Source organism: Streptomyces sp. AA4, assembly GCF_000158875.1.
Taxonomy (GTDB): domain Bacteria; phylum Actinomycetota; class Actinomycetes; order Mycobacteriales; family Pseudonocardiaceae; genus Amycolatopsis.
This window is the reverse complement of record NZ_GG657746.1, coordinates 6,414,968-6,441,129: the sequence shown is the minus strand read 5'-3', so window position 1 is coordinate 6,441,129 and position 26,162 is coordinate 6,414,968. Positions and strand designations below refer to the sequence as shown.

Here is a 26,162-nt window from a genome sequence, read left to right as displayed (position 1 = left end):
CGATCCGCCGTTTACCCGGCGATGGTGTCCAATTCGGCCAAGGCGTCCGCGGGCAGTTCCAAATCGCCCGCCGCCACGTTCTCGCGCAGATGCGCGACCGACGACGTGCCGGGGATCAGCAGGATGTTCGGCGACTGGTGCAGCAGCCAGGCCAGCGCGACCGCCTTCGGGCTGGCGCCGAGCCGGGCGGCGACATCGTCCAGCGTCGAGGACTGCAGCGGGCTGAACCCGCCGAGCGGCCAGAACGGGACGTAGGAAATCCCTTGTGCGGCAAGGGATTCGATCAGCTTCTCGTCCCCACGGTGCGCGACGTTGTACCAGTTCTGCACGGTGACCACCGGCGCGATCGACTGCGCCTCGGCCACCTGCTCGGCGTCGACGACGCTCACGCCGAGTTCCTTGATCTTGCCTTCCTGGCGCATTTCGGCGAGCGCGCCGAACGGTTCGGCCAGCGAACCCGGCACCGGCGAGTGCCCGTCCGCTCCGCCGCCGACGCGCAGGTTCACCACGTCGAGCGCTTCGACGCCGAGGTTGCGCAGGTTCGATTCGACCTGTTCGCGCAGCTGCCGCGGCGAACGCTCGTGGATCCAGCCGCCCTGGTCGTCGCGCACCGCGCCGACCTTGGTGACGATCTGCAGCCCGTCGTAGGGCGCGAGCGCTTCGCGGAGCAGTTCGTTCGTCACGTGCGGCCCGTAGAAGTCGGCGGTGTCGATGTGGTTCACGCCCAGTTCGACGGCCGTGCGCAGCACCGCGAGCGCCTCGTCGCGGTCGCTCGGCGGCCCGAAGACGCCGGGTCCGGCCAGCTGCATCGCGCCGTATCCCAGGCGGGCGACGGTGCGCCCGGCCAACGTGAACGTCCCGCCGGGGAGGTTGTCGGTCAATGTTCCGCCCTTCTTTCCTCGCCGCGCCGGTCCCGCCGCGGCTGCCGTCCATGGTGCGGCGCGCGGCGCGGCGCGGCCAGTACCCCTCGGTCCTGGGAGTGTCAGGGCCAGGCTCGCGGGACAGCCGTCCGATAATTTGGTATACCATTAACATGGCTTCTCTCACTGTGACCGGCGTGCGCCCGTGGGGCGGCGCCCCGGCCGACCTCGTCCTCGACGGCGACCGCATCTCCGACGTCCGGCCCGCGGGCTCGGCCCCCGTCGAGGGCGAGCGGATCGACGGCGCGGGGCTGCTCGCGCTGCCCGGGTTCGTCAACTCGCACGCGCACGTCGACAAGAGCTGGTGGGGCAAGCCGTGGGTGTCCTACGGCGGCGTCGCGACCACCGAAGGCCGCATCGCGCACGAGCGGGCCGAGCGGGACGCGCTGGGCATCCCGAGCGTCGAGAGCGCCGAGATCGTGCTGCGCGAATTCCTGCGGCACGGCACCACCGCGGCGCGCAGCCACGTGGACGTCGACCTGGGCCTCGGGGTGCGCGGCATCGAGATCGTGCGGGAGGCCGCGCAGCGGCTGGACGGCGCGGTGCAGGTCGAGATCGTGGCGTTTCCGCAGGACGGCGTGCTGCGCCGGCCCGGCGTGCTCAAGCTGCTCGACGAGGCCGCGGCGGCGGGCGCGGGCTGGATCGGCGGCCTCGACCCGGCGGGCATCGACCGGGATCCGGTCGGCCAGCTCGACGGGCTGTTCGAGATCGCCGAACGACGCGGCGTCGGCCTCGACATCCACCTCCACGACGGCGGTGAGCTGGGCGCGTTCCAGTACGAGCTGATCGCGGACCGGACCGTGCGGACCGGCTTGCAGGGCAAAGTGACCGTGTCGCACGGCTTCGCGCTCGGCGAGGTTCCCCCGGCGCGGCAGGCGGCGCTGCTCGACCGGATCGCCGAGGCCGGCATCTCGCTGGCGACCGTCGCGCCGGTGCGGACCGCGCCGCTGCCGTGGACCGAGCTGTCGGCACGCGAGGTCCCGGTCGGCCTCGGCACCGACGGGATCCGCGACCTGTGGTCCCCGTACGGCGACGGCGACCTCCTCCAGATCGCACTCGGCTTCGCCCGGCTGCACGGCCTGCGGAAGGACGAGGACCTCACGGCGGCGGTGGAGCTGGCGACGCGGCGGGCGGCGTCGTTCGTGGGCCGGGAGCGGCACGAGCTGGCGCCGGGTTGCCGGGCGGACGTGGTGTTGGTGGCGGCGGAGAACGTGCCGGACGCGTTGATGCGCGTGCCGGTGCGTTCGCTGGTGATCGCGGGCGGCCGGGTCGTGGCGCGGGACGGCGAGGTGCTCGTCTGAGGTTCGTCCGGCGCTCCAGTCGTGGGCGGATTTTTCCGTCCGCGGAGACGAACTTTCGGTCCCGGGGCGGCGATACCGTCCCGGGATGGACAAGCTCGACGCTCTCCGCAGGCGGCTGGAGCAGGACCTTCCCGCGCTGCTGCACCAGCATCACGTCCCCGCCGCGGTGGTCGCGGTGGCGCTCGGCGACGAGACGGCCGCGGCGGCCGCCGGGGTGCTCAATCTGGGCACCGGGGTGACCGCCACGACCGATTCGGTATTCCAAATCGGCTCGATCACCAAGGTGTGGACGGCCACTCTCGTCCTGCAGCTCGTGGACGAGGGCCTGGTCGATCTCGACGCCCCGATCCGGCAGTACCTCCCCGAACTCAACCTCGGCGAGGCGGCGATCACCGTGCGCCAGCTGCTCAGCCACACCGCCGGGTTCGAGGGCGACCTCTTCACCGACACCGGTCCCGGCGACGACGCGGTGGAGAAGTTCGTCGCGACCCTCGACGGCGTCGCCCAGCTCTTCCCGCCCGGAGAGCTGTTCTCCTACAACAACGCCGGATACGTCGTCCTCGGGCGGTTGGCAGAAGTGTTGCGCGGCAAGCATTACGAGGCCTGTCTGCGCGAACACCTCGCGGAACCGCTCAAGCTCCAGCAGTTCTCCCCGAACGCTCTCGACGCGATCCGCTTCCGCGCGGCGATCGGCCACCTCGAACCCGAGCCCGGCGCCGATCTCGTGCCCGCGCCGTTCTGGTCGATGCTGCGGTCCAACGGCCCGGCCGGGTCGTCGCTCGCGATGTCCGCGGCGGATTTGCTCGCCTTCGCCCGCATGCACCTCGCGGGCGGCGCCGGAGTGCTGAGTCCGGAGAGCGCCGCCGCGATGGTGGAACGGCAGGTGAGCCTTCCTCCGCTCGGCATCATGGGCGACGCCTGGGGGCTCGGCTGGGAGCTGTTCGACACCCCGACCGGCCAGGTCTACGGCCACGACGGCAACACCATCGGGCAGGCGGCGTTCCTGCGGCTGGTGCCCGAAAGCGGCCTCGCGGTGGCGTTGCTGACCAACGGCGGCGACGCGATGAGCCTGTACGCGGACCTCGTTCCCGCACTGCTCAAGGAATTCGGCGGCGTCGAGGTGTCGCTGCCGCCGCGTCCGCCCGCCGAGCCGGAGCCGTTCGCCGCCGACCGGTACCTCGGCACTTACGCCAGCACGGTCGCCGATCTCGTGGTCTCCCAGGACGACGACGGCCGCGTCTGGCTGGAGCAACGTCCTAAAGGGACAGCCGCGGAATTGAGCGCCGCCAGCAAATCCGAACTGGTCCGGCTCGAAGGCGACACGCTGATCCTTCGCGAGGCGCAGGGCGGCCTCCACCTGCCCCTGGTCTTCCTCGGCGACGACGGCTCCGGCCGCGCGCGATACGTCCATTCGGGGAGGGCGACCCGGCGCGCCGGGTGACCGGACGGCTTTGCCCGAACCCCGCGATCCGGCAGCCGTTCCCGGGTAAGGTTTTACCTCGTGGCCGCTGATCTGGGGTGGAATACGGGGCAGACGCGCATTTACGCTGCCGACGGCCGCCTCCTCGGCGCCGGCGTGCTGATCGGCGGCCGGTACGTCCTGACTTGCTCCCGCGCGGCCCGCGACGAAACCGCTTTCCGGGTCGAAGCGGCGGGTTCCGCGGCGCTGGCCGGACTGGTCCCGCCGCTCGCGGGCTCGCGCGGCGACCTGGCGCTGCTCGAACTGGAAACCCCGGTGCGGCACGGCGCCACGCTCCGGCGGAAGGTCGGATCCGGGCGGGAAGTCCGGATCCACAGCCTTCCGCTCCGGCTCGGCTACGGCATCTGGGTGCGCGCCACCACCGAGGCGGCGGACGGCGAACGGGTGCCGCTCACACTGCTGGAGGGCCGCGTCGACCCGGATCTGTCCGGGTGCCCGGCGTTCGACCGCGCCACCGGGCGGCTGCTCGGCGTCGTGGTGGTCGACTACGCGGTGCGGCTGGTTCCGGCGGACACCGTGCTGGCGTACTTCCCGCAGCTGCGCGAATGGGTGACCGACGATTCGGCGGTCGAGGACCGGCTCGACGAACTCCTTGTCCGCACCGGCAGCCAGCCGCCGAACGGCGCCGAGGACCTGCGGGTCGCGCTCCCGAAAGCGCTGGTGCCGGACCCGTTCGACGCCGTGCTGCCCGACGCGGCGCTGCCGGAGCGGCACCGGTTTTGCGTGGGATGCGGCAATCCGGTGGGCCGCGGCGAGGGCGGGCGGCCCGGCCGGGTGCGCGGCTACTGCGTCCACTGCGGCACGCCGTTCAGCTTCCTGCCGACGCTGGAACCGGGCGCGCTCGTCGCCGGCCGGTACGCGGTGCTCGGCTGCCTCGCGCACGGCGGGTTCAGCTGGATCTACCTCGCCCGGGACGAGGCCGAGGGCGGCCGGTTCGTGGTGCTGAAAGGCTTGATCGGCGAACGCGACCGCGGCGGCGCGCTGGCGGCCGCGCAAGCCGCCGTCGTCCCGCACTTGCTGGAACTGGACCATCCGAACGTCGTCCGCATCCTCGCGCAGTTCGAGCACCCGGACCCGGAAACCGGCCAGTCCACCGGGTATCTGGTGATGGAGTACGTGCGCGGGATTTCGCTGCGGACGGTGTTCCAGCGCGCCAAGCGGCTGCGTCCGGAGCACGTCGCCGCGTACGGGCTGCAGTTGCTCGAAGCCGTGGGCTACCTGCACGAACGGGGGCTGCTGTACGTCGATGTGAAACCGGACAACGTGCTGCAGGACGGCGATCGGATCACGCTCGTCGACCTCGGCTCGGTGCGGCGGAAGGACGACCGGGACAGCGCGATCGTCGGCACGCCGGGCTATCAGCCGCCGCGGTCCGAGCTGGACCGGGAGGGCGTCAGCGTCCGCTCGGATCTCTATTCGATCGGCGCCACCCTGGACGAATTGCTGCGCGCGTGTTCCGGACCGGACGGCGGTCTCGGCCGGGAAATGCTGCAGTTGCTGATCGACCGGGCGACCGCTGGGTACTCCGACCGGTTCGGCACTGCCGAGGAGATGGCCGAACAACTGCGCGGGGTTGTGCGGTTGCTGCTCAGCCAGCGCACGCGCGTGCCGCGTCCGGTCGTGTCCCAGGTGTTCGGCGAACCGCGCGGACTCGCCGCGACGGGGCTCGGGGTGCCCGGGTGGGAGGCTTGGGGAGCGGAACCGCCGTTGCGCGCGGACGATTCCCTGCGGGACGACGACGTGCGGCCGGTCTTGCCCCTCGCCGTTGCCGCCGCTCCGGACGAGGTCGCCACGGCCTGGCGCAGCGCTGCGGCGTTGCTGGACGCAGGATTGCCCGACGACGCCGAGGAGCAGTACCGGGAGTGCGCGCGGCTGGTGCCAGGCGAGCTCGCACCGTTGCTGGCGTTGGGTTTCTGCGCCGAACTGCGAGGACTGCGCGCGGCCGCGGCGCGCTACTACGAAACGGTGTGGCGGTGCGACCGGACCATGGTCACGGCGGCGTTCGGGCTTGCCCGGATCCGGCTCGGCCAAGGCGATCGGGTCGGCGCGGCCGCGATTCTGGACGAGGTGCCCGCGGCGGACCGGCAGGCCAAGACCGCCGCGCGGGCCGGTGCGGTGCGGGCGCTCGCCGCGAGTGTGCCGGGCGACGCGGAGCTGCCGAGCCTGGACGAAGCCGCCGCCGCCTGGTCCCGGCTGGGAGGACTGGACCTGGACGAGGACGAACAGGACCGGCTCACCGCCCTGGTCGCGGAAACGCTGCTTCGGCTGGCGGCCGGACATCCGGCGGCCGCGAGCCGGTTGCCTGACCTGAACCAGGTGAAACACGACCTCGCGCAGATCTACTGGGAGCACGCGAACCGGGCGTGGCCGAGCCTGCGGGAGCACGCGGCTCGGGTGCGCGGCATCGAGGCGCCGCGACCGGTGTCGGCCGAGCGGCCGGCAGCCGTGGTGCACCATCCCCGGTACCTGCCGTCGCGGACGTCCGAGACGACCGTGAAGGTCAGGGTCACGGCGGGCTCCGGCGGCGGAGCGATGCGGCTGGTCCTGCGGGATTCGCCGGGTTGCGTGGTGTACCGGGTCAGCCAGCTGGCTCCGGTGGAACGGCTGCTGCCGTTGCCGCGGCAGCGCATCGACGACCTGGTGCTCGATCTCGGGCGCTGGGCGGCCGGGGAAACCCGGGAGTACGCGGTGAGCTTGCTCGTGCCGTCGAAGCTGGAGATCGAGCGAGAGCACCAGCTGATCGCGATGTGGGCGCAGCAGGGCTCGGCGCGGTCGGAGGCGGAGACCGTGTTCGCGGCGCTGACCGACGATCCGGCCAAGCTGGCCCTGGCTCCGGTCGGGCCGCACCTGGGTCTCGCGGCCGCCGTGGACGCCGCGGATTCCGCGTACCGCAACGGAAACCTGAGTGCCACGCTGGACGCGCTCGGCTCGGCGGTGGCCCTGGCGACCGCACAGGGGAACGAGGCGGTGCTCGGCCGGTTGCGGTTGCTGGTGGACATCGTCGACGCGGAAAGCGGGCTGGTCAGTCTTCGCGGACCGCTGGACGGGGAAGAGTTTCTTTCGGAGCGGATTTCGGTGCCGTTGCGGAAACCGGCACCGGTGCGGCCGCCCGGGCCGGTCGCCGATGTCGCGACGCCTGCCGAGGAGGATTACGAGCTGGACTACGACCTGGCCGAGCCTGATGTGGCGTATTCCAGTGCGGTGCTGAGCGTTCGGGTCGATTCGCGCCGGGTCGATTCCCGGCGCGTCGACTCCCGCCGGGCGGATTCGCGGCGGGTCGACTCGCGGCGCGTGGATTCCCGGCGGACGGATTCGCGGCCCGTTGCGTGGCGCGCCGGCCGGGCCGGCTCTCCGGTGCGGCGCGATCAGCTGGATCCGGGGCCGGATCCGTTCGACCTCCAGCGCGTGATCTGGGCGGGCCTGCGCGGCTCCGGTGCGAGCCCGCCGGACGACGCCCCGCCGCCGGGACCGGGCTTGCTGGAGGCGACCGTCGAATGCCAGTCCGACGGTCCGGTCGTCGTCGGGCAGCTGGTGGGGGTCGCGGTTTCGGTGCGGCGCAAGGAACCCGCGCCCGCCCAGTCGGACGTGGTGCGCGTCCGGGTGTTGCTCGACGCCGGGCCGGGGACGGCCGTGCCGGTGTCGCGGGTCGGCTGGATCACCGGCGACCGGCTCCGCGAACCGGCGGCTTTCGGGGTCGTCCCGGCGGAACCGGGTCCGCTGCGGCTGGTCTTCCGGATCTACCGCGAGCACGACGCCCAGCTGCTCCTGGAAATCGCGGCCGCGCTGCCGGTGGAGGCGCCGTCATGACCCGTCAGCTGAGTGCCGAGGTGACCGTCGACAACACCGCCGGGCTGAGCCGCGTCGCGGTGCCGCCGTACAACCGGGCGCGGACGGTCAACCTGCGGTTCCTCGAATTCCCCGGTGCGCCAGGGCTTCTCGTGCAGGCGTGGGGCAGCGCGTTCCCGGAGGACGGCGGCGGCGGGTACCAGGGCCGGATCGCGCACAGCCTCGGCGAGCTGAACTCGCGGATCGACATCCTCCGCGAAACGTGGCAGCGGCACGTCGTGGACCTCGCCGAGCGGACCGAACGCGGGCCGCGCCGCCATCCGTTCGCCGACGGCTGGGACCTCGCGGAGCGGCCGGAACTGTTGGGGCGCGCGGGTTCCGCGCTCGCCGACGCGGGCTACCTGATGTACCGGCTGCTGTTCGCCGGTCCGGATCGCGGGCTGCAGCGGATCCGGTCGCTGCTCGAACTGGCGCTCGCCGAGGGCGAGAACGTGATCAGCATCGAATCGGACAGCCTGATCGTGCCGTGGGGCATGCTGTACACCTCGCCGCGGCGGCCGGACGAGTACCCGGACGACGAGAACTGGTCGCTCGCCGGGTTCTGGGGCTACCGGCACGTCGTGGAGCACACCTTCTCCCGGGTCGACGATTTCGACGCGCGGATCACCGTGGACGGCGGCAAACCGGTGGTCGGGCTCAACGTCGACCACGGCGTGGACCGGCAATTCCCGGACACGCCCTACATCGCGCCGGTGGTCGATTTCTTCCACGGCCGGGCGGAAGTCGTGTTGCGGCCGGACAAGAAAACGCTCGCCGCGCACTTCCGCAGCCGCGATTTCGCCGACCACGTCACGTATTTCGGCTGTCACGGCAAGGTGAGCGGATCGGGCGGCCTGGTCGAGCAGCCGTATCTGAAACTCGGCGACGGCGAACGGATTTACGGCACCGACCTGACCGCGTGGCTGGCGGAAGCGCCGTTGCCGACCCGGCCGTTTGTCTATGTCGGCGCTTGCCAGGGCGGCCAGGTGACGTCGGCGTTCTACTCGGCTTTCGGCAAAGCGTTGCTGGGCAACGGCGGACGCTGCCTGATCGGCCCGCAGATCGACCTGCCGCCCGCGTTCGCGTGCGAGTATTCGCGGCGGCTGTTCACCGAATTCATCGATTCGGGCGCGAAACTGGGCGACATCGTGCGCTCGCTGGCCCGTTCGTTCGCCGACGACCACCACAATCCGCTCGGGCTGATGTTTTCGCTGTACCGCGGGATCGACGTGCATCTGTGGCAGGAAGGGCGACCGTGATCGAACCGGTGATCCTGGACCTCGACGAGCACGGCGATTTCGTGGACCCGGAAACCGGCAAGCCGGTGCCCGCCGAGGCGACGCCGCGATTTCTGTCCCGGTGGCTGGAAGTTCCGGCGACGGCGACCGACATCGTCGTGTTCGTGCACGGGTGGCAGAACAACCGGGAAACCGCGGACCGGCGGGCGCGCCAGTTCTTCGGGCTGCTGGAAGAGCGTTACGCGGCCGGGTCGTACGAAGGACTCGGGGCGTGGCAAGGGTTTTACGTCATGGTGCGGTGGCCGTCCATGAGCAATCCGTTCCTGACCGGGTACCGGCGGATCCGCGATCGGGCGCACAAGATGACCACCGACGGACGGGCCGCGGAGGCGCTCGGCCAGTTGCTCGGGTATCTGAACGCGGAACGCCAATTGCCGGGCAGTGCGCCGAGTTTGCGGACCGTCACGGGTCAGTACCTGCATTGTGTCGGCCATTCCTTCGGCGGCCGATTCGTGGTGGAAGCGGTGCAGGCCGCGGCCGGGGACGGTCCGCCCGTTCTCGGGTGGGATCGGGCGGATCCGCGTTATCCGTACACTGTGGACACTCTGCTGGTGTTTCAGATGGCCGCGCGGCCGGATATCTTCACCGACCGGTTCGCTCCCGTGCTGCGCGACGCTCCGATCAACGGGCCGATCGTGCTGACCCGGTCCCGTTTCGACCGAGCCACCGGGTTGTGGCACCGGTTGGCGGAAGGCGTGCCGGGAATCGGGAACGTCGGTGTGAAAGTCCCTCCCGAGGACGTGGCGAACACCGTGCTGCACAAGGTGGACGCGGAGTATTCACGGTCCGAAGTGGACCGGAGGATCGTCAATGTCGAGTCGCGCTGGCGGTTCCGGCGCGGGCGGTGGTGGAATCCAGCCGGGGCGCATTCGGACATCTGGTACCCGGAGTCGGCGCATCTGCTGCTGTCGCTGGCCGAACTGGCCCGCTGAACGGGGCTCGGCAGTCCGGCCGCCGAGCCCCGAAAGCGTTCAGTAACCGTAGTGCAGCCAAACCGCCTTCGTCTCGGTGTACGCGTCCAGCGCCCACGGGCCCATTTCACGGCCCCAGCCCGACGCCTTGTACCCGCCCCACGGAGCGGCCATGTCCGGGATCGGCGGCATGTTCACGAACACCGCACCCGCGCGGATCCCGTCCGCATAGCGTTGCGCCGTACGGATGTCGCGGGTCCACACGGTCGCGGCGAGGCCATACTGCGTGTCGTTCGCGCGCGCGACCAACTCGTCCGGGTCGTCGTACGGCGTCACCGCCAGCACCGGGCCGAAGATCTCCTCACGCATGATCGTCATGTTGTCGGTGACGCCCGCGAAGAGGGTCGGCTGGTAGAAATAGCCGTCGCGGTCGACTTCCGAGCCGCCGGTGATCAGGTCCGCGCCTTCGGAGCGGCCGGCGGCGACAAGGTTCGCCACGTGCTTGCGGTGCTTGTCCGACACGAGCGGGCCGACCTGCGTCGTCTCGTCCAGACCAGGGCCGACCTGGAGTCCCTTGAGTCCGGCGGCCATCTTCTCGACGAACTCCTGCTCGCGTTTGCGGTCGACGTAGAACCGCGTGTACGCCGCGCAGACCTGCCCGGTGTTCAGCGTCGCGCCGGCAAGGTTGCCCGCGACGGCGGCGTCCAGGTCGGCGTCGGCGGCGATGATGCTCGGGGCCTTGCCGCCGAGTTCCAGCGTCAGCCGCTTGAGGTTCGACTCCGCGCTCGCCGCGGTGATCAGCTTCCCGACCGCGGTGGAACCGGTGTACGAGACGTGGTCGACGTCGTGGTGCGCGCTCAGCATCGCACCCACCGGTCCGTCGCCGGTGACCAGGTTGACCACGCCCGCTGGGATACCAGCCTGCTCGGTCAGCTGTACCAGCCGGATGCTGGTCAGCGGCGTGACCTCGCTCGGCTTGATCACCACGGTGTTCCCGGTGGCGAGCGCCGGCGCGAGTTTCCACACGAGGATCATCAGCGGGAAGTTCCACGGCGTGATCAGCGCGTTCACGCCGACCGGTTCGCGGCGCGTGTAGTGCAGCGTGTCCGGGAACGAAACCGGGTTCGTGGTGCCCTGGATTTTCGTGACCCAGCCGGCGAAATACCGCAGGTGCTCGGCCGCGCCGGTGACGCTCACCTGCCGGGAGACGCCGATCGGCTGGCCCTGGTCGCGGGTCTCCAGCGCGGCGAGTTCCTCGTGGTGCTCGTCGACGAGGTCGGCGAGGCGGAACAGCAGCTTCGCGCGCTGCACCGGCGCGAGCCCGGCCCACTCCGGCGAGTTCAGCGCGCGGCGCGCGGCGGCGACCGCGGCGTCGACGTCAGCCTGGGTCGCCGTCCCGACGTCTTCGAGAACCGTGCCGGTGGCCGGATCGCGGGTCGGGATGGGCTCCCCGCCGGCCTCGGTCCACTGACCGTCGATGAACAGGCGTGTCGGCATCGGTGCTCCCTAGTCCCAAACTTCTGGTCGCTTTCGAGTATCGGCGCGCGGCGGGCGGGCGGTCTTGTCCGCGAGGGCACGCCCGTTGTCGGCGAGTGAAGACAATTCCGGGCGCGGCCGGGGGACCGGTCAGGATCGGCACATGGACGTGATCGTGGTAGGCGCGGGTTCGGCGGGTTCGGTGGTGTGCCGGCGGCTGGTCGACGCGGGCGCGAAGGTGACGCTGCTGGAAGCGGGCGGACCGGACACGAACGCGGCGATCCACGACCCGTCGCGCGCGGCGGAGCTGTGGCACGCCGCCGAGGACTGGGACTACTACACGGTGCCGCAGCCGCACGCCGGGAACCGGAGGCTGCACCTGCCGCGCGGCAAGGTCCTCGGCGGCTCGCATTCGCTGAACGCGATGATCTGGGTCCGCGGCGCCGCGGCGGACTACGACGGCTGGAACCTGCCCGGCTGGACGTGGGACGACGTGCGCCCGGTGTACGAGCGGATCGAACGCGACCTGCTCGACCTGGAAAAGCACGATCCGCTGCAGCCGATCCAGCAGTCCATTGTGGATGCCGCGCAGGAGATCGGCCTGCCGTTCAACGACAATTACAACAGCGGCACCCTGGACGGCATCTCCGTGCAGCAGGTAACGATGACCGGCGGACGGCGGCGCAACACCTGGCTCTGCTACGCCCAACCGGTCGCCGACCAGATGACCGTACACACCGGCGCGCTGGTGCACCGCGTGCTTTTCGAGGGCGACCGCTGTATCGGCGTCCTGGCCGAGATCGACGGCGACCTGCAACCGCTGTTCGCCGACCAAGTCGTGCTCGCCGCCGGCGCCCTCGCGTCCCCCGCGATCCTGCTGCGCAGCGGAATCGGCCCGGCCGACGATGTTGCGGCGTTGGGCCTGGACGTCGTCGCGGACCTGCCGGGCGTCGGCGAAAACCTGCACGACCACCTGTTGTCGCCGGTCATCTTCGCCACCGACCGGCGCGCGGTCGCGCCCCCGCAGACCGGACGTTCGGTGACGCAGACACACCTGTTCTGGCGCAGCCGCCCTGGCCTGGCGGTGCCGGACACCCAGCCGATCCACTTCAGCGTGCCGATGTACGAACCGTGGATGACCGGCCCGGCGACCGGGTTTTCGTTGATGGCGGGCATGATCAACCCGCAGAGCCGGGGCACGCTGCGGTTGCGCAGCACGGATCCGACGGAGATGCCGCTGATCGACCTGGCCGCACTCGCCCACCCGGCGGACTTCGAGAGCCTGGTGGCTTCGGTGGAGCAGTGCCGGTTGATCGGCCGCGCCTCGGCGCTGGCGGAGGAATGGGGCGCGCGGGAGTTGTACCCAGGACCGGCGTCGGTCCGGGAGTATGTGCGGCGCACCGCGATCACGTACCACCACCAGGTCGGCACGTGCCGGATGGGAACGGACGAACGAGCGGTGACCGACCCGACGCTGGCGGTGCGCGGAGTGTCCGGCCTGCGGGTCGCGGATGCGTCGGTGCTGCCGCGGGTGATCAGCGGGAACACGAACGCGCCTGCGGTGCTGATGGGGGAGCGGGTGGCGGAGTTTTTGCTGGCTTGACGGCGTCGCGCGCGGTGGCCCCGCGGTTGCTGCGGTTGCCACGCGCGAGGTCGCGGCTGGGGCTGTTGCCGGGCGCGGTTCTGAGCGGTCGTCATCCCTGGGCCGCTTTGGCCGTTGTGCTGTCATGGCGGCGCTGTTGAACCGGTGTGCTCTCGTTCGGCCCGTGTTGCCCATGGCCGCCGAGGGAGCGGAAGCCGATCGCCATCGAGAAAGCCCGATCGTTCGAGACCTCATCGCCGACGTGACATCGCGGACCAAGCCGCCGGAGCAATCGCCGGACGCCAGCCAGCGTCACATAGCCGGTAACGCGCTTGACCGGGGCGTCGATCGCGAATCCGTGGCCCTTGCCGCCACCTGGTCCTGGCCACAGCCCCGGCGACGCAAACCCCCGCCCTCCTCTGGGGGACGGCCCTTGTCCAGTCTATCCGCCCCCACCGACAACCCAGGCCTCTTCGGACGGATTGTCCACAGCACGCGCGACTTGGGGAAAGTCCTGCGCGCGCTGCGGCGGACGTGCATAGTTGTCCCGCTGAGAACCGCCACCCCGCCCCGCGCGGAAAGTCGGTTCCCGGCCAACGGTGTCTCCCGCGCCCTGGTCGCGGCTAGTTCGTCTGCCGCGGCTGCGGATGGGTCCTGGTCTCGATTCGACACCCGCGGCCCGCGTCAACAGGGTGGGCAAAGCTCCGCTCTATCCGCCCCCACCGACAACCCCGGTCCCTCTAACCGGGTTGTCCACAGCCAGCGCGACTTGGGGAAAGTCCAGCGCGTTGCGGCGGACGTGCGTGGTTGTCCCGCTGAGAACCGCCACCCCGCCCCGCGCGGAAAGTCGGTTCCCGGCCAACGATGTCTCCCGCGCCCTAGTCGCGGCTAGTTCGTCCGCCGCAGCAGCGGAGGGGTCCTGGTCCCGATTCGGCACCCGCGGCCCGCGTCAACAGGGTGGGCAAAGCTCCGCTCTATCCGCCCCCACCGACAACCCAGGCCTCTTCGGACGGGTTGTCCACAGCACGCGCGACTTGGGGAAAGTCGCGAGCGCGCTGCGGCGGACGTGCGTGGTTGTCCCGCGGAGAACCGCCACCGCACCCCGCGCGGAAAGTCGGTTCCCGGCCAACCATGTCTCCCGCGCCCTGGTCGCGGCTAGTTCGTCCGCCGCGGCAGCGGATGGGTCCTGGTCTCGATTCGGCACCCGCGGCCCGCGTCAACAGGGCCCCGCCGCCGAGATCGGGCGTGGCTATCCCGCCGAACCCAATCACCCACGCCCTCAATCCCGCGCGTAAACCCGCTTCCCCCCAAACCACGTCTCCCGCACCGTAATCCCAGCCAGCTCATGAGCCGGAGTCTGGAACGGATCCCGATCCAACACCACGAAATCCGCCGACTTCCCCGGCGTCAAAGACCCAGTAACGTCATCCAGCCCGCAAGCCCGCGCCGAGTTCAGCGTGAATACCTGGATCGCCTCCGCCAGCGTGATCGCTTGTTCCGGCCACAGGCTCCCCGGATGCTTGCCGTACGGGTCCTGCCGGGTGATCAGGCCCTCGATGCCCTCCCAGGCGTTCGGGGACTCGCTCACCGGCCAGTCCGAACCTCCGGCGACCAGTGCGCCGGTGTCCAGCAGGGCGCGGTTCGGCTGCATGCGCGCGGCGCGTTCGGGCGGGATCACCTGCGCGATGGCGTCCGGGATCACGCCGGGCACCCACAGGAACGGTGAGATATCAGCCGACACGTTGAGCGTCGCGAAGCGTTCCAGGTCGTCCGGGTGGATGAACTGGCCGTGTGCCACTTGGATTTTCGTCGTGTAGTCGCCGTGGGCGCGCAACGCACCGGCAGCGTCCAAAGTGGCCCGGACGGCCGCGTCGCCCGCGCAGTGGATTTTCGCGGACAAGCCGGCCGCGACCGCGACGTCCAGCCACTCCGCGAGTTCCTCCGGCGGCATCGTGGTGTCGCCGCAGAAGCATTCGTGGTTCAGGTACGGCTCCAGGAACGCCGCGGTGTGCGCGGGCGGGGTGCCGTCGAGGAAGATTTTCACGAAGTCCGGTCGGTGGTGCTCGCTGCGGTACGCCGCGGCACGGTCGAGCAGCGGTCTGCCGATCGGGTCCGCGCCGAAGATCGGGTCGTTGACCAGCATCGACGACACTACCCACGCGGCCAGTTCGCCCGCGTCGTCCAGTGTCTTCAGCGCGGCGAGGATGTCCAGCGAGGCCGCGGCGTCCTGGAACGCCGTGACCCCGTACGAGTGCAGGATCGCGATCGCCCGCCGCGACGCTTCGGCGTGCTGCTCGGCGGTGAGCGTGCGCGTGTCCCGCATCGCCCGCTCCACCGCCAAACCCGCGGTCTCGATGAGCAGACCGGTCGGCGCGCCGGTGTCGAGGTCGCGGTGGATCGTTCCGCCCGCCGGGTCCGGGGTGGACGCGTCGATTCCGGCCAGTTTCAGCGCCCGGCTGCTCGCCCACCGGTTGTGCCTGCTGTCCTCGATCAGCACCACCGGACGCCCGCCCGCCGCCTCGTCCAGCGCTCGTCGCGCGGATTCGTGGCCGAGTTCGGGGCCCAAAGTGGACGGCCACGCGCCGCCGACGACCCATTCGTCCGGACCGAGCCCGGCCGACCATTCCCTTACCGCGGCGAGGATTTCGTCGAGACTCGCGCCGCTTTCCAGGCGCAGTTCGAACAATTCCCGCCCGGCGAGAGCGTGGTGGCTGTGCACGTCCACGAAACCCGGCAGCACGAACGCGCCGCCGAGATCGACGACCTCGGTGTCCGGGCCCGCCTCGGCGGTGGTGATCTGGCCGTTCTCCACCGCGAGCGAGGTCGCCCACGGCCGGTCTTCGTCCACTGTGTACACAGTGGCGTTGGTGAGGAGCAGTTCAGGCGCCACGGGTCACTGTCCAGCGGGGTCGTAGTCCGGCGAATAAACGGTGTTGCTGAGCAAACGGCCGTACGCGCCGAAGGTGAAGTGCGTCGGCGTCTTGCCGTCCTCAGCGAGCCCGAACAGCGAACCGTGCGAACGCAGCTCCCGCACGTTCCGGTGGTCGGCCACGGTCACCGACGCGCACGGGATGACCTTCTCGCGCCAGGAGAACACGTAGACCCCGGGTCGGATCTGGTAGACGGAGTTCTCGTCGGTGTCGGCGAGGCCCCGCTCCGGGCCGGAAAGGCACTGCCAGGTGTACCAGTGCGGGGTGAGGTAAACGTGCTCGTACGCGTGCTCTTCGCTGTAAACCCATTGCACGTGACGGCCGATCAACGCCGTGCTGGGCGCGATTTCCTCGCCGTGCGCCTCGCGGCCCTGGATGGTCGCGGGACGGAAGTGTTGCGTCACGCGGGGAAGTCCGTCGCCGATCGTGCTCGTGACGATCAGCGCGCGGCCCTGGCGCACGTCCAGCAGCAGGCTGTACGCGGTTTCCGCACCGGGGTGGAACTGCACGTAGAACAGTCCGGCGTCCACCAGAAACGTCTCGGAAGCGGTCTCGCCGGTGGCGCCGTCCTCGTTCCACGACGCGCGCCCGCTGGTGAAGCTGATCGAGAACGTGCCGCCGTCGGCACAGTCCAAATTGAACGACTGGTTGTCGAGATCGTCCACAGTGGCCGCTTTGTTGGCGTCGAAACCGGGGGCGAGACCGTCGAGCGGGAGCCAGGTCGAGGTGTCGGACAGATTGGTCGCGGGCATGAAGCCTTCCTCAGTGTTCGCAGTGACCGTGGGCGGCCGAGGGCAGGTCGAGAGCCGGGTTCCGGTCGCAGAACCCGTAGGGGCGCACCATGAATCCGGAATAGTCGACCGGCATGACCGGCCAGTCCTCCGGACGCGGGATGTGCGTCGGGCCGAAGACGTGCCACAGCACGACGTCGGTGTCGCTGACGGAGCGGTCGGCCGCCGTCCACGCGGGCAGGCCGGCCCCGCCCGGATGCGCGTTGGGACGGTCGCCGGCCGGGAAGCGTTCGTCGGGTGCGTACGGCGTGACCCACAGGTGGTTCGTGGCGAAGGTCGCGCGCTGGTACACCGTCGATTCCGGTTGCGCCATCAGGGTTGCCGACGGCCGCGGCACCAGCTGGTACGCGGTCGGCGCGCCGAGCCGGTTGGTGTGCTCGGTGCTGCGGACCTCCCACACCCGCGCGGTCGCCGGGTTCGCGTGCCGTTTCGCTTCCTGTTCGGTGCGCAGTTCCGTGGCCTTCCAGGTGAAGGCGTTGCCATACGGGTTCTCGTCGCCGACTGGGATGCCAACAGCATCCACCTCGTATACCGAGTTGCGCTGGCCGTCGACGGCGAAGTCGAGCCGGGCGCAGAACAGGTGCTGGTGCACCGGCGCGAACAGGCCGGGCGCGATCTCGGACGCGTGCGGATGGGCGGACCCGGGTTCGCCCGCGCCGGAGAAGACGATGCCGGTCGCCTTGGCTTCGCATTCGATGGTGCCGTCGAGGTAGAGATACCAGAAGAACCCGTAGTCGTAGTTGCCGATGGTGGAGATCGACGAGAGCACCAGCCGGCGGGAACGGCGGACCTCGGCCTTGCCCTCGAGATCCGTGTGCTTCCACAGGATCCCGTAGTCCTCCTCGTGCATGCAGATCGCGTTCGGCACGCGCACCGGCTGGCCGTGGTCGTCGGCGAGGAAGGCGTCGAAGTAGTGGATCACGCCCAGGCAGTCGCAGCCGAGACGCAGGCTGTTCCCGTTCTTGCCGAGCAGGTATTCCCCGGCGTCGAAGTAGCTGATCCAGAACCGGCCGATTGACGTGTCACCGTAGGGAACGACCATCTCAGGCACCGACGCGCGATACAGCACCGAGCGGTCCTGGAAGGTCAGCTGGTGCAGGGTCAGGCCCTCGCGCGCGTTGAACCCGACGCGCAGCTGCCAGCCCTCCCAGGTCACCAGCGCACCGTCGACCTGGAAGCTCGGGCCTTCCGGCTGGGTGATCTCGATGGGCTTGAGCGTCGTGCGCGCGGGGTGGTGGCCGTAGCGGCCGGAGTCCTCCGGGACCGGGATGTCGCCCTCGTCCTCGACCCGGAGCACGCGCTGTTCGGTGAGGTTGAGGTGCGCGACCAGGCCTTCGACCGGATGCGCCCACGGGCTGTCGGTGCTGTCCTCGCGCAGGAAGGTGAGCGAACGGATCACCCGGCCGGTCTCGTCCTCGCGGCCGAAGTAGCCGGGGGCGAGCGGGGCGCAGAACGCGTGCTCGATGCGGTCGCCGAGACCGCGGCGCCGCATGGCCGCCTGCCATTCCGGGGAGGCCTTCGTGATGGCCTCGGCCAGGTCGTACTCCTCGAAGAGATACGGGGGCTGCCCCTCGCCGCACTTCTCGTGGCTGACCAGTTCCCCGGCGGTCACCGAGACGACCGCGTCGGCCGATTCGCCGGTCGCGGTGTCGAGCAGGGTGAACTGGATCCGGCGGTCGGTCGCGGCGCCGGCCAGCACGGCGGCCTTGTCCGGCTCCACCGGGAGGACCTGCGGAAACCGGGTCGTCTCGGTGATCAGCCCCTGTGCCTCCAGCACGGCCCGGCCGGCGGCCAGCTCCTCGGCGGTCAGCGGGTCAAGGGGGTGGGCGTGTGCGTTGCTCATGGTGTCCCTTCGCGCTCCTCGCCGCAGTCTTCGCGGTGGCCCGGGGGCAGCGGTAGCCACGCTCCGGGGGTCGTGCGGTCGCTGACAACAAGGATGCACTCGTTGCCAATCCCCGCCCGCTCCGTTGCTGCAGGATTGCCGCATGCGACTCGACCTCGCCGGCAAGGCCGTGCTGATCACCGGCGCCGCCTCCGGGATCGGACTGGCCTGCGCGCGGGCGTTCCTGGAGGAGGGCGCGCGGGTCGGGGTCGTCGACCGGGTCCGGCCGCCGTCGCTTCCCGGCGACGTCGTCGCGGCGCGGGCGGACATCACCGACGAAGGACAGGTCGCCGCGGCAGTGCAGCTCGTGGCGGAGCAGTTCGGCGGGATTGACGTGGTAGTCGGCTGCGCTGGGATATCAGGACCGGTCGGACGGCCGCTCGCCGAGACCAGCGCGGCGGACTTCGCCGCGGTCCTGTCGGTGAACGTGCTGGGGCAGTTCCTGGTCGCGAAGCACGCTCGGCCGTGGCTCGGAGACGGGAGTTCCATCGTCTTCCTGGCCAGCGATTCGGCCTTCGTGTGCGCGCCGGGGATGGTGCCCTACTGCGCGTCGAAGGGCGCGGTGGTGTCGTTGACGCGGGCGCTGTCGGTCGAGTTCGACGGCGTCCGGGTCAACTGCGTGTGCCCGTCGGTGGTCGATACGCCGATGGCGCGCGGGGATTTGGGGGACCTGCTGGACGAACCGGGGTTCCCGGTGCAGGCGGCCGACGAGGTCGCCCAGCAGGTGCTGTATCTGGCTTCCGCGCGGGCGCGGACGGTGAACGGGCAGGCCTTGCTCGCCGATTTCGGCGTATCGGCTCGGTCTGGGTTTCCTGCTTGAAAGGGAGAAATGTCGATGGCAGACACGCGGGTCGTGGCGATTACCGGCGGAGGGACGGGCATTGGGGCTGCGGTTGCTCGGCGGTACGCCGGCGAAGGCGCGCAGGTCGTGGTTCTGGGCCGGCGGCGCGAGCCGCTGGAGAAGGTCGCGGCGGAGACCGGCGCGCACGTGATCGCCGCTGACGCCAGCGTCCGCGAGGACGCGGAGGCGGCGATCGCGGAGATCCTCGAGAAGTTCGGACGGCTGGACGTGATCGTCGCCAATGCCGGCGGGCACGGCCTGTCCTCGGTGGTGGACACCGGGGACGAGGAATGGGAAATCGCGCTCCGGTCCAATTTGTCCAGTGCGTTCGTGTTCTGCCGGGCCGCGTTGCCTTCGCTCGTGGAAAGCGGCGGGCAGGTCGTGATTGTTTCTTCGCTGGCCGGGTTGTTCGCCGGGCCGAATGTCGCCGGGTACACGGTGGCCAAGCACGCGCTGATCGGCCTGACCCGGTCTATCGCCCGGGATTACGGGCCGCGCGGGGTCCGGGCCAACGCGGTGTGCCCGGGCTGGGTGCGGACGCCGATGGCGGACGGCGAAATGGAGCAGTTCGCCGAGGCGGCCGGGTTCGATGGCGGGCACGACGAGGGGTACCGGCGCGTGACCGCCGAGGTCCCGTTGCGCCGTCCGGCCGAGCCGGAGGAAATCGCGTCCATCGTGCGGTTCCTGGGATCGGCGGAGTCCTCGTATATCACCGGCGCAGTGCTGGTGGCGGACGGCGGGGCGCACGCGGTCGACTTGCCCACTTTGGCCTTTGAGCGCGCGGGAATGTAGCCGGACAATGGCCGGATGACGTTCGAGGGGGACTGGGCGGCGAAGACCGCGACAGCCAACAAGCGATTCGCGGACCGGGCCGTCGAGATTGCCCGGGAAGTCGAAGTCCTGCTCGGCCGTGAGGCCATGACCTATCCGCGGCACCCGGTCGCGCGCGCCCGCGAGGCGCTCGCCGACCGGGTGTTCGCCATGCTGGCCGCCGCCCGCGAGGCCAGCCGGACCTTCTACCACGTCGAACAGGTCCCGGTGGCGGTCGTGTCCGATTCCTGCGGCGACGACTGGGTCGAGAAGGTCGCCGACGCCGCGGGCACGCTCGCCGCCGCGATGGCGCGGGCCGCGACCGTTCTCACCGGCGTGGTGGACAGCGAGTTCAAGGACGCCGACGTCCGGCAGTGGGCCACCGGCGTCTTGGACGACGTGCGCAACGCCGCCGCCGAGGTCCTCCGCGCGGCGAGCGGCGCCCCGAAGCCGGTCGGCTGACGTGCCGACGCAAGCCGCGGTCCGGGCCCGATCGCTGGAGTACTTCACCGAAACCCTCCGGGCGCTGCCGTCCGGCACGGCCCTGGTGCGGTGGCATCCGGACCTGCCCAAGGCGAGGTTCCACCGCGGGGTGACCCTTTCCGACGATTACGGCCTCGACGAAACCCGGCGGTCCTTCGACATCGCTTACTGGATGCTCGGACCGACCGCCGCGACCTGCGCTCAGTACCTCGACCTGACGATGCGTTCGTGACGCGACCAGGGCTGGGCGACGGAGTTCCGCGCGAAACCGCCTTCCGCCGGTTACGCGTGCACGTCCGACGGATACGGGTTCGCGATCAGGGGCAGCAGCAACGGATATCTCAGCATGTCGGGCTCGACGCTGGTCTTCGCCGCGGACTCGCCGGAGGGAGATCCGTTTCCCGAGCGGATCGACCGCCCGGCCGTCGCCTCAGCCTGATTCCGCCAGTCTCCGCAGCCATTTCGCCAGCAGCTGCGTCTCCGCGGCCCCCAGGATTTCCGGGTTCGCGGCGGCGTGTTCCAGCACCCGGTGGATCTCGGCGTGCCTGCTGTCCGCGGCCGGCCCGGTGCCGGTGATCGCGGCGATCGCGCCCTCCCGCACCGCGACCGACAGCGGCCGGTCCTCCTCGGCGAGGATGATCTGCCGCAACGTGACGCCGATGTTCGCCACCAGGATGTGCGCGGCCGCCTGCTCCGGGGGGACGGCCAGCCGCCCCTGGTCGGCGGCGGCTTGCGTCAGCGCGCGCAGCATCGCGCTGGGCCGCTCCTGCGCCGCGGGCGCGTGGCCGGGGTGGACCTGGCCGTACATGAGCGTGTAGAAGCCGGGGTTCGCGATCCCGAAGGCGACGTGGGCGTCCCAGCCGTCGCGCAGGTCCTGGATCGGGTCGCCGGACGGCTCGCGGGCGCCTTTTTCCGCCAGATACAGGTCGAAACCGCGCTCGACGACCGCGTCCAGCAGGCCCTGTTTGCTGCCGAAGAAGTGGTACAGCGTCGGCATTTTCACCCCGGCTTCGGCGCAGATCGCGCGCAGCGAGATGTCCTCGCCCGGCGTCGCGGCGACCTGCTTCGCAGCCGCGTCCAGGAGCCGGGTCCGGGTATCAGCGTTCGCAATCTGTGTCACACCGCTATGGTAGTCGCTGTTGCACTGATACAGTGGTGCATATCAGCGATAAAGAGATGGAGGGGTCCCGATGACCGACCACACCCTCAAGGGCAAGAACGTCCTCGTCGCCGCCGGGGCGAAGAACCTGGGCGGGCTCGTCAGCAGGCAGGCCGCCGAGGCCGGCGCGAACGTGGCGATCCACTACAACTCCGAGTCGACCCGCCCGCAGGCGGAGGAGACGCTCGCCGCGGTCGAGGCGGCGGGCGGCAAGGGCGTCGTCCTGACCGGCGACCTGACCGTTCCGGCGAACGTGGAGAAGCTGTTCGCGGACGCCGAGGCCGCGCTGGGCAAGATCGACGTCGCGGTCAACACGGTGGGCAAAGTGCTGCGCAAGCCGATCGTCGAGACCACCGAGGACGAATACGACTCGATGTTCGACATCAACTCGAAGGCCGCGTACTTCTTCATCAAGGAAGCGGGCAAGAACGTCGCCGACGGCGGCAAGATCATCACGATCGTGACCAGCCTGCTCGCGGCGTTCACCGACGGGTACTCGACCTACGCGGGCGGCAAGAGCCCGGTCGAGCACTTCACGCGCGCCGCGGCCAAGGAATTCGCGCCGCGCGGGATCTCGGTCACCGCGGTCGGTCCCGGCCCGATGGACACGCCGTTCTTCTACGGCCAGGAAACCCCGGAGCGGGTGGAATTCCACAAATCGCAGGCGATGGGCGGCCAGCTGACGAAGATCGAGGACATCGCCCCGATCGTGTCGTTCCTGGCGACGTCGGGCTGGTGGATCACCGGGCAGACTATCTTCGCCAACGGCGGCTACACCACCCGCTGAGTTTCGCCGCGACAGCAAGGGAAAGCACTATGTCCGAAGTGGAGATTCCGGAACCGGTCGCGTCGTTCGTCGACGCGGTGAACCGGCACGACGACGCCGCGTTCCTGGACGCGTTCACCGAAAACGGCGTCGTGGACGACTGGGGCCGGTCGTTCGCCGGCCGCGCCGCGATCAAGGGGTGGAGCGATGTCGAGTTCATCGGCTCGCGCGGCGTCCTGACCCCGGAGGAGGTCGCCGTCTCCGGCGACACCGTCACCGTGGTCGGGGACTGGCGGAGCAACCACGCCAACGGCCGCTCGAAGTTCGTCTTCGAGGTCGACGGCGACCGGCTGGCCAAGATGACCATCCGGGAGGGCTGACCGGCCGGGGCGTGGGCGGCCCACCGCGGAACGCCCACGCCCCGGGTCAGTTGGCGCCCAGGTATGCCCGGTGCAGCGTGTCCGGATTGTCCAGCAGCGGCTGCGCTTCCCCGGTGTAGGTGACCTTGCCGGAAGAAACCACCAGGGCTTCCTGCGCGACCTTCAGCGCCAGGTGGGTGAACTGTTCCACCAGGAGAATCGCCGCGCCCGCCTTGGCGAACTCGGTGACCGCCGGGAGAAGCCTGGTGAAGACCGCGGGAGCCAGGCCCAGCGACATCTCGTCGATGAGCAGGAACTTGGGCTTCGCCGCGAAGGCCCGGCCCAGCACCACCATCTGCTGCTCGCCGCCGGACAGCAGCGCGGCAGGGGAGTTCTTCCGTTTCTCCAGTTCCGGGAAGAGGGCGAGGACCTCGTCCACGCCGGCCGGGGTTTTGGCGGTCAGGCGCAAGTTTTCCAGGACGGTCAGCCCGGCGAAGACCGCCCGTCCTTGTTCCACGTGCGCCAGTCCGAGCCGCGCTCTGGCCACCCGCGAGTGTTTCGTGACGTCCGCGTGTCCAATGTGGATAGTCCCGCTCGCCGCGGGGAGCACGCCGGACAAGGCTTCCAGCAGGCTGGTCTTGCCCGCGCCGTTGGGGCCGACCAGGGCGGTGATCTTGCCTGCTTCCAGCGTCAGGCCGACGTCGGTGATGACCGGGCCCGCCCCGCGCGCGACGGTCAGGTTCTCGATTCGCAGCGTGCTCACAGCATCTCCGTTTCGCCCAGGTAGGCCTTCAGAACCGCCGGATCCGCCAGCACTTCCGCCTGCGGGCCGCTCGCCAGCACCTCGCCGAAATCGAGCACGGTCAGGGTGTCGCAGACCGACCGGACCAGGTCGAGGTCGTGTTCGATGATCAGCACCGAAACGCCGAACCGGGCCGGGACCTGCCGCAACCGTTCGCCGAACGCGACGTGTTCCTCGTGCGGGAGACCCGCCGCCGGTTCGTCCAGGAGCAGCACTTGCGGTTTCGCCATCAGGTGGCCGACGACCTCGACCAGCCGGCGCGCGCCCACGTCGACCCGGTCCAGCGGCGTTGCTGCCGGAGGACAACCGAAGAACTCCAGTGCGGCAGCGACTTCGGCGGCTGGCGGACGACGGCGGGCGACGAAGCGGACGTACGCCTCGATGGTCAGGCCGGAGGGGACGCGGTCTTGCTGGAAGGTGCGCCGCAGGCCGGAACGGGCCCGCTGAGTCGGGTCGCCGGTGAGCGGACGGTCGGCCAGTTCTACGGTTCCTTGGGCTTGTGGAAGGAAGCCGCTGATGGCATCGACCAAAGTGGACTTTCCGGCTCCGTTCGGGCCGATGACGCCGAGAACTCCGCCCTTCGGCACGGCTAAGTCCACTCCGGACAGTGCCTTGACCTGTCCGAAAGTGACGCTCAAGCCGCGGACCACCAGCACCGGCTCGCCCGGTGGCAGTCGCGGAGGTTCCTCGTCCAGCGCGGTGATCTGGACTCCGGCGCTGGCCCTCGAACGGCGCCGCCACAGTTCGCGGATCGCGGTGCCCAGATTGCCGCGTCCGGCCAGGGCCTGGATGCCCAGCAGGCCGAAGATCACGTAGCCCCAGTCCTGCGGGACGCCCCAGCGCTTCAACAGCTCTGGTACGGCAACCCACAGGACCGCGCCGAACACTGCCATGTCAATCAGGTGCGCACCGGACATGATCGCCAGCACGTACAACGCCAGTGACTGCAGCGGAGCGAAGCTGGTCGGGAAGGCGAACCCGACCTGTGCGGTGAGCAGGCCGCCGCTGATGCCGCCGAGAGTGGCGCTGACCGCGAAGGCGGAGAGCTTGGCCGTGCGGACGCTCGCGCCTGCCGCAGCGGTGCCGCGCTCGGAGAACGCGACTGCGGCCCAGCTGCTGCCCCACGGACCGCGCCGGAGGAAGTGCACGAGCAAGGCGCAGACGATCAGGACGATGACGCACAGCAAGAAGTACGCGTTGTCGTCGGCGACCAAGGACGGCCGGTCCACCGAAACGCCTTCGGTGGTGCCGGGGAACTGGATTTCCACCAGGGTGACGTCGGCGGCCGCGGCCAGGCCGAGCGTCACCACCGCCAGGTTGATCCCGCGCAGCCGCAGCGCCGGAAGTCCGATGAGGACACCGACCACGCCCGCCGCGAGACCGCCCAGCAGCAGCCAGAACAGGAAGCCGCCGGGCGCGTGGGCGACGTTGAGCGCGGAGACGACCCACGCGCCGATCGCGCCGAAGGTCAACTGGCACAACGAGATCATGCCCGCGCTGCCGGTCACGACGCCCAGGCCGAGCAAGGCGATGGCGGCTACTACGACGCTCACGCCGAGGTAGGCGAAGTAGCCGTTGAGGCCGACGGTCAGGCCGATGCCGACCAGTACCGCGACCACCGCGACGACCAGTGGGGTTCCGAAGCGGGACACTGCGCCCCGGTCAGCGAGCTGCATCCCACACCTCCTTGCGCTGAGACCACACGAGCAGGCCGACGATGGCCAGGAACGGGACGAAATTCCGCACTACCGAAAGCTGGTCGACCTGCGCGAGCGCGCCCTGCAGCATGCCGAGCACCAGACCGCCGGCGACGGCGAGGTCCAGCCGGCGGAACCCGCCGAGCAGGGCCGCCGCCGCGGCGGGCACGACCAGCATGGACAGCGAGGTCGCGTCGTTCGACTGGGACGGCGCGACGATCACGATGATGACGGTGCTGATCAGGCCGGTGGCGCCCCAGACCGCGGCGCTGAGCCGCTTCGCGGGAATGCCCAGCAGCTCAGCGGTCGTCGGGCGTTCCGACAGCGCGCGCAGTGAGATGCCAACGGGCGTCTTTGTCAGGATCAACCGCGCGGCGAAGGCGATCACCACCGCCAGCGCGACCGTCACGACCGTCACCTGGCTGATCACCACGCCGCCGACGGTGAAGGCCGGACCGGCCAGCAACGCCTGGAACGGCTGCGGTTTGTTGCCGAACAGGATGAACGACAACGAGATCAACAGCAGCAGCACCGCGACCGTCACGGCCGAGCGGGTGCCCGTGCCCGCTTCGGCCAGCCAGGTCGACACGACCCAGCCGATCAGCACGCTGAGCACCCCGCCCAGCAGCACGCCGAGCACCACTGCCAGCCATTCCGGCAGTCCGCCGTGGACGGACAGGGCCACCCCGACGTAACTGCCGAACATGCCGGTGGCCGCCTGGGCGAAGTTGACGACGCGGACCAGCCGCGACATCAGCGTCAGGCACACCGCCAGCACCGCGTAAAGCCCGCCGGCGGCCAGCCCGGCCAGCGCTCCCTGCACCATTGCAGTCTCCTCTGTCCAGAATG

At 70.3% G+C, this 26,162-nt stretch carries 21 protein-coding genes; 12 read left to right on the top strand and 9 right to left on the bottom strand.

Annotated elements, in window-relative coordinates:
* Positions 1-11: 11 nt before the first annotated feature.
* Positions 12-881: an oxidoreductase gene (locus tag SSMG_RS29365; protein ID WP_009082043.1), complete on the bottom strand. Its 870-nt coding sequence runs from the start codon at positions 879-881 to the stop codon at positions 12-14.
* A 152-nt stretch (positions 882-1,033) separates the two neighbouring features.
* Between SSMG_RS29365 and SSMG_RS29360 the strand changes: the two genes are divergently transcribed.
* The 5 genes from SSMG_RS29360 to SSMG_RS45675 all read left to right on the top strand — a co-directional run bounded on the left by SSMG_RS29360 (position 1,034) and on the right by SSMG_RS45675 (position 9,756).
* Complete coding sequence (locus SSMG_RS29360; protein ID WP_009082041.1) at positions 1,034-2,221, top strand: amidohydrolase; 1,188 nt, start codon at positions 1,034-1,036, stop codon at positions 2,219-2,221.
* Between the two features lie 85 nt (positions 2,222-2,306).
* Positions 2,307-3,662 (top strand): serine hydrolase, encoded by a 1,356-nt coding sequence (locus SSMG_RS29355; protein ID WP_037715219.1) that lies wholly within the window; start codon positions 2,307-2,309, stop codon positions 3,660-3,662.
* A gap of 60 nt (positions 3,663-3,722) precedes the next feature.
* Positions 3,723-7,508 carry a serine/threonine-protein kinase gene (locus SSMG_RS42690; protein WP_009082037.1) on the top strand — a complete coding sequence of 1,262 codons (3,786 nt, stop codon included), beginning with the start codon at positions 3,723-3,725 and terminating at the stop codon, positions 7,506-7,508.
* The gene (locus SSMG_RS45680) at positions 7,505-8,785 is read left to right on the top strand and encodes a hypothetical protein (protein ID WP_009082035.1); all 1,281 of its coding nucleotides are present in this window, start codon (positions 7,505-7,507) and stop codon (positions 8,783-8,785) included. The genes SSMG_RS42690 and SSMG_RS45680 overlap by 4 nt, the downstream gene beginning before the upstream one ends.
* Positions 8,782-9,756, top strand: a complete 975-nt coding sequence (locus SSMG_RS45675) for an alpha/beta hydrolase (RefSeq protein ID WP_009082032.1) — start codon at positions 8,782-8,784, stop codon at positions 9,754-9,756. The genes SSMG_RS45680 and SSMG_RS45675 overlap by 4 nt, the downstream gene beginning before the upstream one ends.
* 39 nt (positions 9,757-9,795) lie before the next feature.
* Here the strand turns inward: SSMG_RS45675 and SSMG_RS29335 are convergent, their stop codons facing one another.
* Entirely contained in the window at positions 9,796-11,232 is a 1,437-nt protein-coding gene (locus SSMG_RS29335) for an aldehyde dehydrogenase (protein WP_009082030.1), read from the bottom strand.
* Between the two features lie 142 nt (positions 11,233-11,374).
* Between SSMG_RS29335 and SSMG_RS29330 the strand changes: the two genes are divergently transcribed.
* Positions 11,375-12,814 (top strand): GMC family oxidoreductase, encoded by a 1,440-nt coding sequence (locus SSMG_RS29330; RefSeq protein WP_009082029.1) that lies wholly within the window; start codon positions 11,375-11,377, stop codon positions 12,812-12,814.
* A gap of 1,258 nt (positions 12,815-14,072) precedes the next feature.
* On the opposite strand, the gene SSMG_RS29325 is transcribed toward SSMG_RS29330, so the two are convergent.
* The 3 genes from SSMG_RS29325 to SSMG_RS29315 are packed head-to-tail and all read right to left on the bottom strand — an operon-like array spanning position 14,073 to position 18,357.
* Entirely contained in the window at positions 14,073-15,683 is a 1,611-nt protein-coding gene (locus tag SSMG_RS29325) for an amidohydrolase (protein WP_009082028.1), read from the bottom strand.
* A 3-nt stretch (positions 15,684-15,686) separates the two neighbouring features.
* A complete protein-coding gene (locus SSMG_RS29320) occupies positions 15,687-16,475 on the bottom strand; it encodes a MoaF C-terminal domain-containing protein (RefSeq protein WP_009082026.1) in 789 nt (262 codons plus the stop codon).
* 10 nt (positions 16,476-16,485) lie between these two features.
* Positions 16,486-18,357 (bottom strand): primary-amine oxidase, encoded by a 1,872-nt coding sequence (locus tag SSMG_RS29315; RefSeq protein WP_037715216.1) that lies wholly within the window; start codon positions 18,355-18,357, stop codon positions 16,486-16,488.
* A 142-nt stretch (positions 18,358-18,499) separates the two neighbouring features.
* Between SSMG_RS29315 and SSMG_RS29310 the strand changes: the two genes are divergently transcribed.
* The 4 genes from SSMG_RS29310 to SSMG_RS29295 are packed head-to-tail and all read left to right on the top strand — an operon-like array spanning position 18,500 to position 20,762.
* Positions 18,500-19,216 (top strand): SDR family NAD(P)-dependent oxidoreductase, encoded by a 717-nt coding sequence (locus tag SSMG_RS29310; protein ID WP_037715214.1) that lies wholly within the window; start codon positions 18,500-18,502, stop codon positions 19,214-19,216.
* Positions 19,217-19,231: 15 nt separating this feature from the next.
* Entirely contained in the window at positions 19,232-20,029 is a 798-nt protein-coding gene (locus SSMG_RS29305) for an SDR family NAD(P)-dependent oxidoreductase (RefSeq protein ID WP_009082021.1), read from the top strand.
* Between the two features lie 15 nt (positions 20,030-20,044).
* Positions 20,045-20,509, top strand: a complete 465-nt coding sequence (locus SSMG_RS29300; protein ID WP_009082019.1) for a hypothetical protein — start codon at positions 20,045-20,047, stop codon at positions 20,507-20,509.
* A 1-nt stretch (position 20,510) separates the two neighbouring features.
* Positions 20,511-20,762, top strand: a complete 252-nt coding sequence (locus SSMG_RS29295; RefSeq protein ID WP_009082018.1) for a hypothetical protein — start codon at positions 20,511-20,513, stop codon at positions 20,760-20,762.
* 198 nt (positions 20,763-20,960) lie between these two features.
* On the opposite strand, the gene SSMG_RS29290 is transcribed toward SSMG_RS29295, so the two are convergent.
* Positions 20,961-21,650, bottom strand: coding sequence for a TetR/AcrR family transcriptional regulator (locus tag SSMG_RS29290; protein ID WP_037715212.1), 690 nt, complete (start codon positions 21,648-21,650; stop codon positions 20,961-20,963).
* Positions 21,651-21,720: 70 nt separating this feature from the next.
* On the opposite strand from SSMG_RS29290, the gene SSMG_RS29285 reads away from it, so the two are divergent.
* Positions 21,721-22,476: an SDR family oxidoreductase gene (locus SSMG_RS29285; RefSeq protein ID WP_009082016.1), complete on the top strand. Its 756-nt coding sequence runs from the start codon at positions 21,721-21,723 to the stop codon at positions 22,474-22,476.
* A gap of 29 nt (positions 22,477-22,505) precedes the next feature.
* Positions 22,506-22,835, top strand: coding sequence for a nuclear transport factor 2 family protein (locus SSMG_RS29280; protein ID WP_009082014.1), 330 nt, complete (start codon positions 22,506-22,508; stop codon positions 22,833-22,835).
* Between the two features lie 46 nt (positions 22,836-22,881).
* Here SSMG_RS29280 and SSMG_RS29275 read toward each other — a convergent pair whose 3' ends face one another.
* From SSMG_RS29275 to SSMG_RS29265, 3 genes are read right to left on the bottom strand one after another with little or no spacing between them, the layout of a single operon-like run.
* Positions 22,882-23,577 (bottom strand): ABC transporter ATP-binding protein, encoded by a 696-nt coding sequence (locus SSMG_RS29275; RefSeq protein WP_009082012.1) that lies wholly within the window; start codon positions 23,575-23,577, stop codon positions 22,882-22,884.
* The gene (locus tag SSMG_RS29270; RefSeq protein WP_009082010.1) at positions 23,574-25,292 is read right to left on the bottom strand and encodes an ATP-binding cassette domain-containing protein; all 1,719 of its coding nucleotides are present in this window, start codon (positions 25,290-25,292) and stop codon (positions 23,574-23,576) included. Before SSMG_RS29270 ends, SSMG_RS29275 begins: the two co-directional genes overlap by 4 nt.
* Positions 25,279-26,139 (bottom strand): branched-chain amino acid ABC transporter permease, encoded by an 861-nt coding sequence (locus SSMG_RS29265; protein ID WP_009082008.1) that lies wholly within the window; start codon positions 26,137-26,139, stop codon positions 25,279-25,281. The genes SSMG_RS29270 and SSMG_RS29265 overlap by 14 nt, the downstream gene beginning before the upstream one ends.
* Between the last annotated feature and the right edge of the window lie 23 nt (positions 26,140-26,162).

What these genes read in the sequence shown, in the direction of transcription:
- SSMG_RS29305 (WP_009082021.1), top strand. Translation starts at nt 19,232, where the DNA reads ATGGCAGACACGCGGGTCGTGGCGATTACCGGCGGAGGGACGGGCATT.
- SSMG_RS29360 (WP_009082041.1), top strand. Translation starts at nt 1,034, where the DNA reads ATGGCTTCTCTCACTGTGACCGGCGTGCGCCCGTGGGGCGGCGCCCCG.
- SSMG_RS45680 (WP_009082035.1), top strand. Translation starts at nt 7,505, where the DNA reads ATGACCCGTCAGCTGAGTGCCGAGGTGACCGTCGACAACACCGCCGGG.
- SSMG_RS29355 (WP_037715219.1), top strand. Translation starts at nt 2,307, where the DNA reads ATGGACAAGCTCGACGCTCTCCGCAGGCGGCTGGAGCAGGACCTTCCC.
- SSMG_RS29270 (WP_009082010.1), bottom strand. Translation starts at nt 25,292, where the DNA reads ATGCAGCTCGCTGACCGGGGCGCAGTGTCCCGCTTCGGAACCCCACTG.
- SSMG_RS29320 (WP_009082026.1), bottom strand. Translation starts at nt 16,475, where the DNA reads ATGCCCGCGACCAATCTGTCCGACACCTCGACCTGGCTCCCGCTCGAC.
- SSMG_RS29330 (WP_009082029.1), top strand. Translation starts at nt 11,375, where the DNA reads ATGGACGTGATCGTGGTAGGCGCGGGTTCGGCGGGTTCGGTGGTGTGC.
- SSMG_RS29280 (WP_009082014.1), top strand. Translation starts at nt 22,506, where the DNA reads ATGTCCGAAGTGGAGATTCCGGAACCGGTCGCGTCGTTCGTCGACGCG.
- SSMG_RS29300 (WP_009082019.1), top strand. Translation starts at nt 20,045, where the DNA reads ATGACGTTCGAGGGGGACTGGGCGGCGAAGACCGCGACAGCCAACAAG.
- SSMG_RS29335 (WP_009082030.1), bottom strand. Translation starts at nt 11,232, where the DNA reads ATGCCGACACGCCTGTTCATCGACGGTCAGTGGACCGAGGCCGGCGGG.
- SSMG_RS29315 (WP_037715216.1), bottom strand. Translation starts at nt 18,357, where the DNA reads ATGAGCAACGCACACGCCCACCCCCTTGACCCGCTGACCGCCGAGGAG.
- SSMG_RS29285 (WP_009082016.1), top strand. Translation starts at nt 21,721, where the DNA reads ATGACCGACCACACCCTCAAGGGCAAGAACGTCCTCGTCGCCGCCGGG.
- SSMG_RS29265 (WP_009082008.1), bottom strand. Translation starts at nt 26,139, where the DNA reads ATGGTGCAGGGAGCGCTGGCCGGGCTGGCCGCCGGCGGGCTTTACGCG.
- SSMG_RS29310 (WP_037715214.1), top strand. Translation starts at nt 18,500, where the DNA reads ATGCGACTCGACCTCGCCGGCAAGGCCGTGCTGATCACCGGCGCCGCC.